This window comes from Bradyrhizobium barranii subsp. apii (assembly GCF_011516635.5).
GTDB classification, from domain to species: domain Bacteria; phylum Pseudomonadota; class Alphaproteobacteria; order Rhizobiales; family Xanthobacteraceae; genus Bradyrhizobium; species Bradyrhizobium barranii.
Genome location: NZ_CP096255.1, coordinates 5971507 through 5986542, shown reverse-complemented (window position 1 = coordinate 5986542; position 15036 = coordinate 5971507). Strand labels below are relative to the sequence as shown.

Sequence of the window (15036 nt, the reverse complement as noted above, 5' to 3'; positions counted from 1 at the left end):
ATGACCCGACAGGTCACGACAACGAAAAGACGCCGCAACCGTTGCGCCGCCTTCGCCGGCGATAGTCGCGGAGCCACGGCCGTCGAATTCGCGCTCGTTGCCGCGCCGTTTCTCGCCCTCATCATCGCGCTCATCCAGACGTTTCTGGTTTTCTTTGCCCAGCAGATGCTTGAAACCGTGGTGCGCCAGTCGGCGCGTCTCGTCATGACGGGGCAGGTTCAGTCGGCGCAGATGAACCAGGCGGTTTTCAAGCAGAAGGTCTGCGATCAGATCGTGATCCTGTTCAATTGCAGCGGTCTGATGGTCGACATGCAGGTCGCAACGTCCTGGTCTTCCGCGAACACGGCGACGCCCACGCTGACCTTCGACGGCTCGGGCAATGTGACCAACAGCTGGCAATACAATCCGGGCGATTCCGGCGATATCGTCGTTCTCCGCGTCATGTATGTCTGGCCGGTCGTGCTCGGGCCGCTCGGCTTCAATCTCTCGAACCTTAGCAATGGCAACCGGCTGCTCATGTCGTCCGCCGCGTTCCAGAACGAGCCAGGAGCTACCTGATGATCTCCGCCCTGTCGTCTCGCGCTCGGCAGATGTTGACCGATGTACGCGCTGTTGCAGCGACGGAGTTCGCCATCGTGACGCCGTTCATGCTGGTGCTCTATGTCGGCGGCGTCGAGCTCGGGAACGGGCTCGCCATGAACGTCAAGGTCAGCGCGACTGCGCACAGCGTTGCCGACATGATCTCGCAGAACACGGCCGTCACGTCGACCCAGATGGACGGCATTCTCGCTGCGGCGAGCTCCATCATGGCTCCCTATCCCATCAAGAACGGCAGCACCTCGCTGATGACGATCACGGTCTCCGAGGTCTCGACCGACAGCAATGGCAACGCGACGGTGCAATGGAGCAAGTCGACCAGTACGTCGGGGGCGAGGGCCGCCGGTCAGCAGATGACCTTGTCGTCCTTTACCGCGCCGGGCGGCACCAGCAATGCCAACATCTCGCTCATCCTGAGCGAGGTGTCCTACGACTACGCGCCCAACCTCGGCTTCACGATCGCCGGCACGGTGAAGCTGTCCGACAGCTATTACCTGTTCCCCCGCTGCTCGACGAACACCCCCGCCACGTCGAGTTTTCCCTATTACGACGTGAAATATCCGGCGGCGAAGACCTGCACCTGCGTGCAGCACTTGCAGCAGAAGACCTGTTAGTTTCACGGAACGCGGTCCGAAAGAAGCCGGATGCCGCTGAGGCACGCTTCCGTCCCGATTTCCTCCCGGCCCCTGTGCGCAATTGCGCACCGGGCCGGATGACATTGGAGTAAACGCTTACGCCGCCACAGTGGCGCGGTCGAGCGCTGCGATCAGCTTGGCCGCGATGGGATGGTCGGACCGCGGATTCTGGCCGGTGATCAGCTCGCGGTCCTCGACGACGTAAGGCTCGAAGTCGACGGCGCTTCGGCTGACCTCGGCACCCGCAGCTCCCAGCGCGTCCGGCATGGTGAAGTAGATCTTGCCGTGCAGGAACTGCTCCTCGATCGGTATCTCTTCCGAGGCGGTGAACACCGTCATCTTGTATCCCGCATATTGCCAGCCCTTGCCCAGCTCCGCGACCTTGGCCTTGTCGCCGGCGATCAGGGCGGCGCGATAGGCCTTGGCGTCGGGCAGGGCGGCCAGAGCTGCGATCGGTCCGTGGCAGAGCAGCGCCGTGATCTTCTTCCGTTCGTGGAAATATCGCAGAATCTTGCCGAGCTCGGGATCCTGCATGAGGTCGACGACCGGGCCCTGCCCGCCGGGGACAAAAACGGCGGCGTATTGATCCAGTCCTCCGTCCACGATCGCGCGCAACGTATGGACGTTGGTCATCGCCGGGTCCTTGTCGAAGAAGTCGCGTCCCCGCCGGTAGGCCTTCTCGTCGCCGTCAAAATGGGCCGCATGATCGGAGGCCGGATCGATGTACGGTTGCTTGCCGTTCGGCGTCGCCAGCACCACCTCGTAGCCGGCATCGATCACGGCCATCGCCGGCACGACGGTTTCATTGAGGTACTGGCCGGTCGGTCCGGTGCCGCCGCCCTGGATTTCGATACGGGTGGCATTGGAGCCGACAACGAGCACTTTTCCTTTGGACATGGTGTCTCCTGCGATTTGCTTGATCGTCTTGCGGTTAGAACTTCATAACAATCCGGCCGACGCGAACGGCAACCTGACGCGACGACCGTTCTGGCGTTTCAAGCAACGACTGGAGCAGATCGGGCGGAGCACGCCTCTTCGCTCCGCAAGCTCGCCCCGAAGGCTCCTGCGGAGGGAAAAATCTGTCGCTGTCGAAGAAGTAAGCGGCTTCGCTGATGGCGCGCAAGCCAGCCTCCCAACGTCATTCCGCGCGCAATCTAGGGGATGCGGCGCAGTCTGACCATGTGGCGCGATCGGCCTGGAGCGGATGCATCGTGCGATTTTGCAATGATGCCATCATGCTCCTGTTTTGCCCGACGAGTCAAGTTTACTTCGGTAAAACGTAAGTCATTGATCCGCCACGCGCCGGCTACTGTGCATGGGGTTGTTTTCGCAGTTTTGTTTGGAGCAGCGCGCGCGGCGCTTTACGCGCTCTCCGTTTCCCGGTGCACGTCGTGCACCACGAGGCCCATGCCTTCGTCCGGCATCTTGATCCAGTCGCGGCGCTTCAGCGTGCGCTTGGTGTCCTCGTAGCCGCTCGTCCAGTGCTCGCGCATCGAGGTGCCCGAGAACTCATGGTCCTTGGCGTCGCCCTCATAGGCCTTCTGCTGGTAGATCAGGTGCAGGATCGCGATCTCCGGCATGCGGCGCAGGCTCGACTTGAGCTGGCGATCCTCGTCGGAGAGTTGCTCGTCCGGGACTTTCGCCAGCGCCTTGTAGAGCAGAACCTTGAGGTTGTGGGTGCGGCGGTAGACGTCGGTGTTGTGGCGCGTGCGCGAGGGATACATGATGTCCTTGTGGCGGGCCATCACGTCCTGGATCGAGCGCGGCAGCACGCCCCGCGCGCTGAACAGGTCGACCTGGAACACCAGCGAATTGAGCGCATCCTCCTGGTCGAGCAGATGCTGGAGCGGCGTGTTGGAGACGATGCCGCCGTCCCAGAAATGATCGGTGCCGATCCGCACCATCGGCAGCGCCGGGGGCAGGGCGCCGGAGGCCATGATGTGCTTCGGCTCGATCTCGTCATGGGAGTTGTCGAAATAGATGAAGTTGCCCGAGAGCACGTTGACCGCGCCGACCGCGAAGCGGACCTTCTTCTCGTTGATGAGGTCGAAGTCGACGAGCTCCAGCAGGCTCTCCTTCAGCGGCATCGTGTCGTAGTAGCTGGTGGCGGTGCGCGCGCCGACCGGGCTGAACCAGGGATTGACCTGGTGCGGGGTGAAGAAGCCGGGCTGGCCCATCGCCGACGTCATCCACGCACTGGTGAGATTGCGCCACTGGCGGAAGATGTCGCCGTCGGGCGTGTAATGCCAGATCTTGCGATTGGTGATGCGCTCCCAGAAGATGCGCAGCGCCTCCAGCCGCTTCTCCGGCTTGTTGCCGGCGATGATGGCGGAATTGATTGCACCGATCGAGACACCGCAGACCCAGTCGGGCTCGATGCCGGCTTCGTGCAGCGCCTGGTAGACGCCGGCCTGGTAGGCGCCGAGCGCGCCGCCACCTTGCAGCACCAGCGCGACGCGGTCGCAGCGTTCGGGGCGCCAGCCCCGTGCGGGAGGCTGATGCGTCTGATGAGCCGGTTGCGACGTGCGGGCGTCCATGGGGGCCTCCTAGCGTGGACCAAACGATTGCGTCCGGTAGTGACGGCGTGATGACAATTTCAGCGCCGATGCATCGTCTGCATGCAGGTCGACCGCAGCGGGAATGGCGGGAGGTCGTGCGCCTGACGGAAATCCTTCACATCGCAGTCAATGACGGCGGCTAGCAATTTGCGATCCAGGCCTGACGCCGCCGGGCGGGCATCACACACAGGAGATCAGGATGCGCAGGGAAGACGTGCTGAGACTTCCGTCCATGCCGGCGGCGGGGCCGAGCTATCCGGCCGGGCCCTATCGCTTCGTCAACCGCGAATTCCTCGTCATCACCTACGAGACCGATCCGGAGCTGATCCGCGCCGGCCTGCCTGAGCCGCTGGAGCCGATCGACCAGCCAATCGTGCATTACGAATGGATCAAGATGCCGGACTCCTCAGGCTTCGGTAGCTACACCGAATCCGGCCTCGTCATCCCCGCGCGCCTCAACGGCGAGGAAGTCAATTTCGTCTCGCAGATGTATCTGGATGATGATCCGCCGATCGCGTCGGGCCGCGAGATCTGGGGCTTTCCCAAGAAATACGCCCATCCCAAGCTCGAGATCGTCAAGGACACGCTGACGGGCACGCTGGAATATGCCGGCCAGCTCGTCGCCATGGGCACGATGGGCTACAAGCACGAGAGCATGGCCGGCAACGGCGATCGCACCCGTGCGACGCTGTCGAAGACGCAGATCAATCTGAAGATGATTCCGGGCGTCGACGGCCGTCTCGAAGTCTGTCAGCTCGTCGCGATCAACCTCATCGACATCGTGCCGAAGGGCTCCTGGATGGGGCCCGGCCGGCTGCATCTGGTGCCGCATGTCAACGCGCCGGTCGCGGATTTCCCGGTTCGCCGCTGCCTGGGCGCGCACCACTACATCGCCGATCTCACGCTGCCGTTCGGCCGCGTCGTGCACGACTACGTCAAGGAGGCCGAGGCGATGGCCGCGACGGGGCTGGCCGCGGAGTAGGGCGGCAGCATCATCAAACTGTAACAAAGCCGTAATTGAGTACCCGTGAGAGGTCCGGAGGATGCCGTCAGCCATCTTCCGGAAGCGGGGCATTTGTTGACGGTTGGGGTTGGCCATGGCTGAGCCGGCGAAGCTTGTCAGCGCGATATCGGATTCCGTGCCCGCCATTCCCGGCCTGGTCTGGGCGTTCCGGCTGCACGGCGACGGCAGTGCCGAGGCGCTGCCGATCGACCAGCCGATCGAGTTCAGCCACGACGGCCGGCTCTGGCTGCATTTCAACCTGACCGATGCGCGCGCACGGCCCTGGATCGCAGCGTCACAGCTGCCGCCGCTCGCGCGCGACCTCCTGCTGTCCAACGACACTTTCCAGCAGCTTCACGTCATCGACCACTGCGTCTACGGCGTCTTCTCCGATCTCGTGCGCGATGTCGACAGCGCGACCGAAGAGACCGCGTTCCTGCGTTTCGCCATGACCGAGCATCTTCTCGTCAGCGGCCGGCATCAGGCGCTGTGCTCGGCCGATGCGACGCGCCGCGTGCTCGAAGGTGGCTACCGCGTCGACAACGTCGCCCATCTCCTGGAAAAGATCGTCGACGAGGTCGCCGACACGCTGGACCGGATGGCGGACAAGCTCGGCCAGGAGATCGACGACATCGAGGAACGGATTTTGGCCGACGACGCCAAGCCGGAGATGCGCCGCAATCTCGGCCGGCTGCGCCGGACCTGCGTCAGGTTGCATCGCCAGCTCACCGGCCTGCGCGTGCTGTTCCACCGCCTCGATCAGAAGAACACCGATCATCTCGCGCCGGCCTTGCGCATCCACGCCGGCAAGCTGGCGCAGCGGCTGGACGGGCTCGATCACGACATCGTCGAGCTCCGCGAACGCAGCCGCCTGCTCGAGGAGGAGCTGCGCTTCAAGAACGAGGAGGAGAGCAACCACCACCTCCACACGCTCTCCATCGTGACCTCGCTGCTGCTGCCGCCGACCCTGATCACCGGCATCTTCGGCATGAACACCAAGGGCCTGCCGCTCACCGACGTCGAGAGCGGATTTCTCTGGGCGGCGCTCCTGATGGCCTCGTCGGTCGGCGCGGCCTATCTGTTCATGCGGCGCACGGGTATCTTCAGGTAGCGTACGCAGCCGGTATCAGCCGTGATCGGGACGTCCCACAGATTTCCGCTGCGAAATGCGGCCGCGATTGCGCTGGCCTCGACAATGGCGAGCACCAGCGCCTTCGCCGGCGCCAAGGACGAAAGCGCGGCCGAATGGCTGGCGCCGAAATGGTTCAACGAATGGCATGACGGGCTTGCCAACAAGGGCCTGAACTTCGGCGCCACCTATATCGCCGACAACATCGCCAACGTCTCCGGCGGCGTGAAGCGCGGCGCCATCCATTTCGGGCGCCTCGATCTCTCGGTCGATGCCGATCTCGACAAGCTCGTCGGCTGGGCCGGCGGCCGCTTCTACGCCAATGCGTTTGTGATCTACGGCCAGGGGCTGAGCCGCAACTACGTGATGAACCTCGCCACCATCAGCGAGATCGAGGCATTGCCGGACCAGCGGCTCTACAACGCCTATTTCGAGCAGGGCTTCTTTGGCGACCGCCTGAACATCAGGGCCGGCCAGCAGGCCGCCGACGTCGAGTTCTTCGACAGCCAGACCGACGACCTCTTCATCAACGGCACCTTCGGCTGGCCCGCGATCAAGGCGAGCAATCTTCCGGCCGGCGGCCCGGCACCGCCGATCGCTGTGCCCGGTATCCGCATCAAGGCGGCGCTGACCGAGAACATCACCGCGTTCGGTGCGGTGTTCAACGGCGATCCGTCAGGTCCGGGCGAGGCGGATCCGCAGCTGCGCGACCACCATGGCCTGGCGTTCCGCGTCAACGATCCGCCGTGGGTGATCGGGCAGGTCCGCTTCAACTACGATATCGATATCGGCGGCCGGCCGCTCGCCGGCAATTTCACGCCGGGCGCCTGGAAGCATTACGGCTCGTTCGACAGCCAGCGTTTTACGGCCGAGGGGCTCTCGATCGCCGATCCCGGCGGAAGCGGTGTGCCTGCAAGACTGCGCGGCAATTACGGTATCTTCGCCGTCATCGAGCAGGTGCTTTATCGCCCGCCGGAAGTGAAGGACAACAGCACGTCAGCCTCGATCCCGGGCGTCACCGCGTTCGGCCGCATTGCCTACAGCCCGCCGGACCGCAATCTGATCGACCTTTATGTGGACGGCGGCATCGGCTTCGTCGGCTTCACGCCAGGCCGTCCGCTCGATCGCTTCGGCGTGGCGATGGCCTATATGCGGATTTCGAACACCGCGCGCAATCTCGATCTCGATACGCAGGCCTTCACCGGCATCCAGAGCCCGGTGCGCAGCAACGAGACGCTGATCGAGATGATCTACGAGGCGCATATCAAGCCGGGCTGGCTGATCGCGCCTTACTTCCAATACGTGTTCCGCCCCTCCGGCGGCATCCCCAATCCGAACGATCCGACCGGCGTGTCGCGGATCGGTGACGCCGCAGTGTTCGGCGTCACCACCACGATCAGGTACTAGGCCATCGCCGGCTTCGGCTCGGCCTTCGGTTGCCGCGACAGCGCCAGCACGATCAGCGAGGCGAACACGCAGAGCGCGCCGGCGATGAAGAACGCGGGCAGGTAGCTCTCATAGACCGTCCGCGAGAAACCGGCGCCGAACGCCGCGGTGCCGGCGCCGAGCTGATGGCCGGCAAAGATCCAGCCGAACACCAGATTGGCGCGCTCGGGTCCGAATTTCTGCGCGGTGAGCCGCACCGTCGGCGGCACCGTGGCGATCCAGTCGAGCCCGTAGAACATTGCGAACAGCGACAGCCCGTAGAACGAGAAGTCGCTGAAAGGCAGGAAGATCAGCGAGAGCCCGCGCAGGCCGTAGTACCAGAACAGGAGGTAGCGGTTGTCGTAGCGGTCCGACAGCCAGCCCGACATGATGGTGCCGAAGAAGTCGAAGATACCCATCGCGGCGAGCAGGCCTGCCGCCTGTACCTGCGGGATGCCGAAATCGAGGCACATCGGGATCAGGTGCACCTGGACGAGGCCGTTGGTCGACGCGCCGCAGACGAAGAAGGTCGCAAACAGGATCCAGAACGCGCGCGACTTCGAGGCGTCGCGCAGCGTGCCGAGCGCCACGCCCGTGATCGAGCCATGGCTGACCGGCGGGGCCGGCAGGGGCTCGGTGCCTTCGTCGCCGAACGGGCGCAGGCCCACATCGCTCGGCCGGTCGCGCATCGCGAGGAGAACCGCCACGGCGGAGACGCCGAGCGCGATGCAGACGAAGCCGAGCGCGAGCCGCCAGCCGTAACGTTCGGTCAGGCTTGCGAGCAGCGGCAGGAATACGAGCTGGCCGGTGGCGACGCTCGCGGTCATGATGCCGACGACGAGGCCGCGCCGCGCGGCGAACCAGCGCGTCGCGATGGTGGCGCCCAGCACCAGCGCGGTCATGCCGGTGCCGATGCCGATCACGACGCCCCACAGCAACACGAGCTGCCAGACTTCAGTCATGCCGAGCGAAAGGACCAGCGCCGAGACCACGATGATCTGTGCGGTCAGCGTGACGTTACGCAGGCCGTAGCGGTTGAGCAAGGCGGCCGCGAACGGCGCCATCAGCCCGAACAGGATGAAGCGGATCGACAGCGCGGAGGAAATCTGCGCCGTGCTCCAGCCGAACTCGTGCTGAAGCGGGACGATGAAGACGCCGGGCGCGCCGACCGTGCCGGCGCTGATCAGCGCGGTGAGGAAGGTCACGCCGACCATCACCCAGCCGTAGTGGATATTGCGGCGGCTGAGTGTCGCCGCGAGCCAGTTCGAGATCATTGGGCCTCAATGTTTGATGGGCAGGCTTTGAGACACCTGCACGAGCTTGCAGAATGGCACGGAACGTGTCTGTCGAAAATGACAGAGTTCCCTCATTTTCGGACGTGTCTAGGTCAGTGCGTCAGACGCTCCACGGCGATGGCCGTGGCTTCACCGCCGCCAATGCAGAGTGCCGCAACGCCGCGCTTGAGGTTTTGCGCCTCGAGCGCGTGCAGCAGCGTCACGATCAGCCGCGCGCCGGTGGCACCGATGGGATGGCCGAGCGCGCAGGCGCCGCCATTGATGTTCAGTTTCTCGCGCGGGATGCCGAGATCGCGCTGCGCCGCCATCGCCACCACGGCGAAGGCCTCGTTGATCTCGAACAGGTCGACGTCGCCGGCGCTCCAGCCGATCTTGTCGAGGAGCTTGCGGATCGCCGGGATCGGAGCCGTCGTGAACCATTGCGGCTCCTGGCTGTGGGTGGCGTGACCCTTGATCTCGGCAATTGCCGGCAGGCCGTTGCGATCAGCCAGCGAGCGCTTCGTCAGCACCAGCGCGGCGGCGCCGTCGGCATTGGCGGAGGAGGCGGCCGGCGTGATGGTGCCGTTGGCGCGGAACGCCGGCCTCAATCCGGGGATTTTCGCAGGATCGACCTTCATCGGATGTTCGTCATTGGCGACGATGCGCGGGCCTGCTTTCTCGGTGAGTGTGATCGGCGCGATCTCGGCCTTGAACGCGCCGCTCTCGACCGCCTTGCGCGCACGGCTCAGCGTCTCCATCGCATAGGCATCCTGGTCCTTGCGGGTGAACTGATAGGCTTCCGCGGTGGCCTCGCCGAAATCGCCCATGGAGCGGCCGGTCTCATAGGCATCCTCCAGCCCGTCCATCATCATGTGGTCGATGATGCGGTCGTGCCCGGCGCGGTAGCCGCCGCGCGCCTTGGCGAGCAGATAGGGCGCGTTGCTCATGCTCTCCATGCCGCCAGAGACGACGATCTCGGCCGAGCCGGCGCGGATGATGTCGTGCGCCAGCATGGTCGCCTTCATGCCGGAGCCGCAGACCTTGTTGACCGTGGTCGCGCCCGTGGCGTCGGGCAGGCCGGCCGCGCGCGCCGCCTGGCGAGCCGGCGCCTGGCCTTGTCCGGCCGGCAGCACACAGCCCATGAAAACTTCATCCACCTTCTCAGGCGCAAGCTTTGCGCGCTCCAGCGCGGCGTTGATCACATGCGATCCGAGCTTGTGTGCCGCCAGCGGCGACAGCTCGCCCATGAAGCGGCCGAGCGGGGTGCGGGCGGCGGAGACGATGACGACGGGATCGGCGGCTTCGGCCATGATGAAACTCCCAGCGATGACGGAAAAGATTATGATCATCATATGATGCGGCGCAAAAAATGCAACCGCGACCGGCATGAGAAATTGTCGTGGGTCGGATGAGATTTGGTCGTTCGATTGGAGGAGGTGACGTGACTGTCGCGGACTTTGGCGTGGCAGTCGCTCCGCACGGCACTGTCATCGCCCGACTTGATCGAGCGATCTAGTATTCCAGAGGCGGTGGTGATCGAACCGATCAGCCGCGGCGTACTGGATGGCCCGGTCAAGCCGGGGCATGACACCGTCAGTGTGGAGGCAGTCTACCGCTTCCTGTTCACGAACGCATGCATCAGCCGCGTCGGCTCGTCCGTCAGGAACGACTCGCCGAACACCTTGACGCTGAGATTTACCGACTCCGTCAGCGGCAGTTCCTCCCACTGCCGCAGCAGGGCCTTCTGCGAGCGCAGTGCCTCGGGGCCGCATTCGAGCAGCGCGTTGACGAGATGCTCGACTTCAGTATCCAGCCCGCCCTCGGGGGCGACCTTGTCCACCAGGCCCCACGCCAGCGCCGTCGGCGCGTCGATGTTCTCCGCGGTCATCACCAGCCAGCGGGCGCGGGCCCAGCCGATCAGGCGCGGCAGCAGGGCGGCGTGGATCACCGAGGGGATGCCGACGCGGACCTCCGGCATGCCGAAATGCGCATCATGCGCGGCGATCCGGAAATCGCAGGCGGCGGCGACTTCGAGGCCGCCGCCGAGGCACCAGCCCGGCATCCGCGCAATCACGGGGGCGGGGAATTGGCGCACGGCCTCGCAGAGATCGCGCAGGCGGCTGATGAAGGCTTCGGCTGACCTCTGGTCGAGCTTGGCCATCTCCTTGATGTCGGCGCCGCCGATCATGCTCTTCTCGCTCTGGCCGCGCAGCACCACCACGCGGATGCTGCGGTCAGTCGCGAGGGTCTGCAGGCCTTCGCGCACGGCATCGGTGACGGGCGAGCCCAGAATGTTCAGCGAGCCGGCGTTGCAGATCGCGACATGAACGACGCCGCGCGCATCGCGCGTCACGCCGCAGTGATTGTTGAGCATTTCCATCGGGGCATCTCGGAGTTTCGTGGACATGCGCGAGGCGCGCGGGTCGGGATCACTTCGGTGCCGAAACGCCCTGCTTGTCAAGCGGGTGGGGGACGGAGTTGCCATGGCGAAGTTCGTGACATAGTATTACAGACATCATACAAAGAGGGCGCCATGACCTGTAACGATCAACTCGACCTGTTTTCGCCCGCGCAGCGGCGTGAGCGCGTGGTGGACTGGCAGGTGCCTGCGCCGGTTGCAAAAGCAGCGATGGGGCTTTCAGGCATGGACGCGATGCTGGGAATCCGCGACGGCCGGTTGCCGCCGCCGCCCTTCGCAAAATTGATCGGTTTCACCATGGCCGTGGTCGAGCCGGGCCGGATCGTGATGGAACTGGAGCCGCGTGAGGATCTCGAAAATACCATCGGCCTCCTGCACGGCGCGACCGCCGCGGCGCTGATCGATACCGCCATGGGCTGCGCCCTCTCGACGCGGCTGGAGCCCGGGCAATCGTCCGTGACGCTCGACCTGAAAATGACCTTCCTGCGCCCGCTGTCGGTCCGTTCCGGGCTGATCTCGGCCGAAGGCAAGATCATCAAGCTGGGACGCCAGACCAGCTACACGGAAGGTTTCGTGCGCGACGGCAAGGGCGCGCTCGCAGTCCATGCAACTGCAACCTTTTCCATGATCGGCGCGACAACTTAACATGAATTAATGCACCGCCTGGTCCGTTTCTGTGTTATGAGATGATCTCCGACATTCAATGAGACCCGCATGCGCTATTCCCGGGAACACAAGCAGGAAACCCACGACCGAATCGTGAAGAAGGCCTCCGTGCGGCTGCGGGAAAAAGGCGCCCACGGCATCGGCGTCGCCGACCTCATGAAGGAGGCGGGCCTGACCCATGGCGGCTTCTACGCGCATTTCGACTCGCGCGAGGCGCTGGTGATCGAGGCCTTTGCCTACGCCATGGACCGCTCGATGGAGCACTGGCGCAAGCAGTCCGATCAGGTCGCGCCCGAAAAGCAACTGACCCAGATCGTCGAGACCTATCTTTCGGCGCTGCATCGGGATAATCCCGGCCACGGCTGCTCGATTCCCGCGCTCGGCGCCGAGATCGCCCGCGAGAGCCCGAAGACGCGCAAGGCCTTTGCCGGAAAGCTCGACGAGATGGTCGAGATGATGACCGATTTCATCCCCAACCTGCCGCGCAAGGCCGCGCGCAAGCAGGCGATCGCGACGCTGGCCACGATGGCCGGCACCATGCTGCTGGCGCGCATCGCAGGATCGAGCGAACTGTCGGACGAGGTGCTGAAGGCGGGCAAGGACAGCGCGCTCGATGGCGCGAAGCGCGAGCCGAAGATGGCTGCGGCGAAGAAGGCGAAGCAGAACTGAGCTGCGGTAGGGTGGGCAAAGGCGCTCCAGCGCCGTGCCCACCATCTCTCCACGCCTGCAAGAGACATGGTGGGCACGCTTTCGCTTTGCCCACCCTACGAGACCGTCGTTACCTTCCCGCAAACAACGCCCGCTCGCGCTCCACGATCTCGCCGATGTAATCGGCTACCGCGCGTATCCGTGCGAGATCCTTGCTGTCCGCGTGCATCAGCATCCAGAACGTCCGCGTGATCGATATCTCCTCCGGCAGCACGGCCACCAGCTGCGGATAATCACTCGCCATGAAATGCGGGAGCACGGCGATGCCGAAGCCCGCGAGCGTCGAATTGAGCTGCGCGATCAGATTGGCGCTGCGGAAGCGCGCCGAAATCCGCGGCGATACCTGCGGGAGGTAATCGAGCTCGGGCGTGAACAGGAGCTCCTCGATATAGCCGACGAAGCGATGCTGCGGCAGGTCCTGCCGCGAGGTGATCTTCGGGAAGCGGTCGAGATAGGCCGGCGCCGCATAAAGCCCGAGGCGGTAGTCCAGGAGCTTGCGGCCGACGATGCGGCCTTCCTTCGGCATGGTCAGGCTGATCGCGATATCCGCTTCGCGCTTGGAGAGACTGAACAGCCGCGCGGTGGCCACAAGTTGCAGATCGAGGTCGGGATAGCGGTCGGCGAACGGCGCCAGCCGCGGCGCCAGGAAGGCGGTGCCGAACCCGTCGGGCGCGCCGATCCGCACCGTGCCAGTCAGCCGCGCCACCGAGCCGCCGACCTGCTCCTGGTTGGCGACGATGGTCGATTCCATGGCTTCCGCGCTGTCGGCGACGCGCTGGCCGGCCTCGGTGAGGAGATAGCCGGTCTTGCGCCGGTCAAACAGCTTCGCCGAGAGGTGTCTCTCCAGCCGGTCGACGCGGCGGATCACGGTGGCGTGGTCCACTCCGAGCTGTTTAGCCGCAGCCGAAACCGAGCCGCCCCGCACGATGGCCAGCACGAAGCGGAAGTCGTCCCAGTCGATGCTACCTTGATCCAGCATTTTCGCACATCTATGGTGCATTATCTCAGACTTGAATCCTATAAAATGCAGGTCGATAGGATTTGTCAAAGCGTTCACGCTCGACCTCAGGAGATCATTCCATGCGTTCAATCGGACATTTCATCGGTGGCAAGGAGGTCAAGGGCACCTCGGGCCGGACGGCGGACGTATTCGAGCCGATGACCGGTGACGTCCAGGCCAAGGTGGCGCTGGCGTCCAAGGCCGAGGTCCGCGCTGCCGTGGAGAACGCCCGTGCCGCCCAGCCGGAATGGGCCGCGACCAACCCGCAGCGCCGGGCCCGCGTCATGATGAAGTTCGTGGAACTGGTGCAGCGCGACTACGACAAGCTCGCCGAGCTGCTCGCCCGTGAGCACGGCAAGACCGTGCCGGACGCCAAGGGCGACATTCAGCGCGGCCTGGAAGTCGCGGAATTCGCCTGCGGTATCCCGCATCTGATGAAGGGCGAATACACTGAAGGCGCCGGCCCCGGCATCGACATCTATTCCATGCGCCAGCCGCTCGGCGTGGTCGCCGGTATCACGCCGTTCAATTTCCCGGCGATGATCCCGATGTGGAAGTTCGCCCCCGCCATCGCCTGCGGCAATGCCTTCATCCTGAAGCCGTCCGAGCGCGACCCCGGCGTGCCGATGATGCTCGCTGAGCTGATGATCGAGGCGGGCCTGCCGGCCGGCATCCTCAACGTCGTCAACGGCGACAAGGAAGCGGTCGACGCCATCCTGGATGATCCCGACATCAAGGCCATCGGCTTCGTCGGCTCCACGCCGATCGCGCAATACATCTACGAGCGCGCAGCCCAGACCGGCAAGCGCTGCCAGTGCTTTGGCGGCGCCAAGAACCACGCCATCATCATGCCCGACGCGGACATGGACCAGGCGGTCGACGCGCTGATCGGTGCGGGCTACGGCTCGGCCGGCGAGCGCTGCATGGCCGTCTCTGTCGCCGTTCCCGTCGGCAAGTCCACCGCCGACCGGCTGATGGAAAAGCTGATCCCGCGCGTCGAGTCGCTCAAGATCGGCACCTCAATCGATCCGTCCGCCGACTACGGTCCGCTGGTCACGCGCGAGGCGGTCGAGAAGGTCAAGAGCTACATCGATATCGGCATCAAGGAAGGCGCGACGCTCGCCGTCGACGGCCGCGGCTTCAAGATGCAGGGCTACGAGAAGGGGTTCTATCTCGGCGGTTCGCTGTTCGACAACGTCACCAAGGACATGCGGATCTACAAGGAAGAGATCTTTGGACCCGTGCTCTCGGTCGTGCGCGCGCACGACTACAAGGAAGCGCTGGCGCTGCCGTCGGATCATGACTACGGCAACGGTGTCGCCATCTTCACCCGTGACGGCGACGCCGCACGCGACTTCGCGGCCAAGGTCAATGTCGGCATGGTCGGCGTCAACGTGCCGATCCCGGTGCCGATCGCCTATTACACCTTCGGCGGCTGGAAGAAGTCGGGCTTCGGCGATCTCAACCAGCACGGCCCGGACTCGGTCCGCTTCTACACCAAGACCAAGACGGTGACCTCGCGCTGGCCGTCCGGCGTCAAGGAAGGTGCGGAGTTCTCGATCCCGCTGATGAAGTAAACTCCCTCGGCCGTCATTGCGAGGAGCGTAGCGACGAAGCAATCC

14 protein-coding genes are annotated in these 15036 nt (G+C 64.6%); 8 read left to right on the top strand and 6 right to left on the bottom strand.

The features are described 5' to 3' along the window. Window positions 1–558: a TadE/TadG family type IV pilus assembly protein gene (locus HAP41_RS28615; protein ID WP_135214335.1), complete on the top strand. Its 558-nt coding sequence runs from the start codon at window positions 1–3 to the stop codon at window positions 556–558. Then, window positions 558–1211 (top strand): TadE/TadG family type IV pilus assembly protein, encoded by a 654-nt coding sequence (locus tag HAP41_RS28610; protein WP_028157690.1) that lies wholly within the window; start codon window positions 558–560, stop codon window positions 1209–1211. The genes HAP41_RS28615 and HAP41_RS28610 overlap by 1 nt, the downstream gene beginning before the upstream one ends. Before the next feature lie 117 nt (window positions 1212–1328). Here HAP41_RS28610 and HAP41_RS28605 read toward each other — a convergent pair whose 3' ends face one another. Together HAP41_RS28605 and HAP41_RS28600 are read right to left on the bottom strand one after the other, a co-directional pair. Then, the gene (locus HAP41_RS28605; RefSeq protein WP_166095295.1) at window positions 1329–2129 is read right to left on the bottom strand and encodes a type 1 glutamine amidotransferase domain-containing protein; all 801 of its coding nucleotides are present in this window, start codon (window positions 2127–2129) and stop codon (window positions 1329–1331) included. A gap of 464 nt (window positions 2130–2593) precedes the next feature. Then, window positions 2594–3769 (bottom strand): patatin-like phospholipase family protein, encoded by a 1176-nt coding sequence (locus tag HAP41_RS28600; protein WP_166095301.1) that lies wholly within the window; start codon window positions 3767–3769, stop codon window positions 2594–2596. Between the two features lie 220 nt (window positions 3770–3989). Between HAP41_RS28600 and HAP41_RS28595 the strand changes: the two genes are divergently transcribed. The 3 genes from HAP41_RS28595 (at window position 3990) to HAP41_RS28585 (ending at window position 7329) form a co-directional block, all read left to right on the top strand. After that, window positions 3990–4772, top strand: coding sequence for an acetoacetate decarboxylase (locus HAP41_RS28595; RefSeq protein WP_166095308.1), 783 nt, complete (start codon window positions 3990–3992; stop codon window positions 4770–4772). Between the two features lie 115 nt (window positions 4773–4887). Continuing rightward, the gene (locus HAP41_RS28590) at window positions 4888–5904 is read left to right on the top strand and encodes a transporter (RefSeq protein WP_166095316.1); all 1017 of its coding nucleotides are present in this window, start codon (window positions 4888–4890) and stop codon (window positions 5902–5904) included. 21 nt (window positions 5905–5925) lie between these two features. Then, window positions 5926–7329 (top strand): carbohydrate porin, encoded by a 1404-nt coding sequence (locus tag HAP41_RS28585; RefSeq protein ID WP_166095325.1) that lies wholly within the window; start codon window positions 5926–5928, stop codon window positions 7327–7329. Here HAP41_RS28585 and HAP41_RS28580 read toward each other — a convergent pair. The 3 genes from HAP41_RS28580 to HAP41_RS28570 all read right to left on the bottom strand — a co-directional run bounded on the left by HAP41_RS28580 (window position 7326) and on the right by HAP41_RS28570 (window position 11001). Continuing rightward, window positions 7326–8621: an MFS transporter gene (locus HAP41_RS28580; RefSeq protein WP_166095329.1), complete on the bottom strand. Its 1296-nt coding sequence runs from the start codon at window positions 8619–8621 to the stop codon at window positions 7326–7328. The genes HAP41_RS28585 and HAP41_RS28580 overlap by 4 nt on opposite strands. Window positions 8622–8734: 113 nt before the next feature. Beyond that, entirely contained in the window at window positions 8735–9931 is a 1197-nt protein-coding gene (locus tag HAP41_RS28575; RefSeq protein ID WP_166095333.1) for an acetyl-CoA C-acyltransferase, read from the bottom strand. A 299-nt stretch (window positions 9932–10230) separates the two neighbouring features. Further along, complete coding sequence (locus HAP41_RS28570) at window positions 10231–11001, bottom strand: enoyl-CoA hydratase (RefSeq protein ID WP_166095349.1); 771 nt, start codon at window positions 10999–11001, stop codon at window positions 10231–10233. Window positions 11002–11154: 153 nt separating this feature from the next. On the opposite strand from HAP41_RS28570, the gene HAP41_RS28565 reads away from it, so the two are divergent. Then, a complete protein-coding gene (locus tag HAP41_RS28565) occupies window positions 11155–11685 on the top strand; it encodes a PaaI family thioesterase (protein ID WP_166105734.1) in 531 nt (176 codons plus the stop codon). 69 nt (window positions 11686–11754) lie between these two features. Beyond that, a complete protein-coding gene (locus HAP41_RS28560; protein ID WP_166095354.1) occupies window positions 11755–12375 on the top strand; it encodes a TetR/AcrR family transcriptional regulator in 621 nt (206 codons plus the stop codon). 109 nt (window positions 12376–12484) lie between these two features. On the opposite strand, the gene HAP41_RS28555 is transcribed toward HAP41_RS28560, so the two are convergent. After that, window positions 12485–13393, bottom strand: a complete 909-nt coding sequence (locus HAP41_RS28555) for a LysR family transcriptional regulator (protein WP_028157678.1) — start codon at window positions 13391–13393, stop codon at window positions 12485–12487. 101 nt (window positions 13394–13494) lie between these two features. On the opposite strand from HAP41_RS28555, the gene HAP41_RS28550 reads away from it, so the two are divergent. Then, window positions 13495–14991: a CoA-acylating methylmalonate-semialdehyde dehydrogenase gene (locus tag HAP41_RS28550; protein WP_063983817.1), complete on the top strand. Its 1497-nt coding sequence runs from the start codon at window positions 13495–13497 to the stop codon at window positions 14989–14991. Window positions 14992–15036 lie beyond the last annotated feature (45 nt).

Coding starts and splice junctions, on each gene's coding strand:
- HAP41_RS28565 (WP_166105734.1), top strand. CDS start 11,155: ATGACCTGTAACGATCAACTCGACCTGTTTTCGCCCGCGCAGCGGCGT.
- HAP41_RS28555 (WP_028157678.1), bottom strand. CDS start 13,393: ATGCTGGATCAAGGTAGCATCGACTGGGACGACTTCCGCTTCGTGCTG.
- HAP41_RS28610 (WP_028157690.1), top strand. CDS start 558: ATGATCTCCGCCCTGTCGTCTCGCGCTCGGCAGATGTTGACCGATGTA.
- HAP41_RS28550 (WP_063983817.1), top strand. CDS start 13,495: ATGCGTTCAATCGGACATTTCATCGGTGGCAAGGAGGTCAAGGGCACC.
- HAP41_RS28600 (WP_166095301.1), bottom strand. CDS start 3,769: ATGGACGCCCGCACGTCGCAACCGGCTCATCAGACGCATCAGCCTCCC.
- HAP41_RS28595 (WP_166095308.1), top strand. CDS start 3,990: ATGCGCAGGGAAGACGTGCTGAGACTTCCGTCCATGCCGGCGGCGGGG.
- HAP41_RS28590 (WP_166095316.1), top strand. CDS start 4,888: ATGGCTGAGCCGGCGAAGCTTGTCAGCGCGATATCGGATTCCGTGCCC.
- HAP41_RS28605 (WP_166095295.1), bottom strand. CDS start 2,129: ATGTCCAAAGGAAAAGTGCTCGTTGTCGGCTCCAATGCCACCCGTATC.
- HAP41_RS28560 (WP_166095354.1), top strand. CDS start 11,755: ATGCGCTATTCCCGGGAACACAAGCAGGAAACCCACGACCGAATCGTG.
- HAP41_RS28615 (WP_135214335.1), top strand. CDS start 1: ATGACCCGACAGGTCACGACAACGAAAAGACGCCGCAACCGTTGCGCC.
- HAP41_RS28575 (WP_166095333.1), bottom strand. CDS start 9,931: ATGGCCGAAGCCGCCGATCCCGTCGTCATCGTCTCCGCCGCCCGCACC.
- HAP41_RS28570 (WP_166095349.1), bottom strand. CDS start 11,001: ATGGAAATGCTCAACAATCACTGCGGCGTGACGCGCGATGCGCGCGGC.
- HAP41_RS28580 (WP_166095329.1), bottom strand. CDS start 8,621: ATGATCTCGAACTGGCTCGCGGCGACACTCAGCCGCCGCAATATCCAC.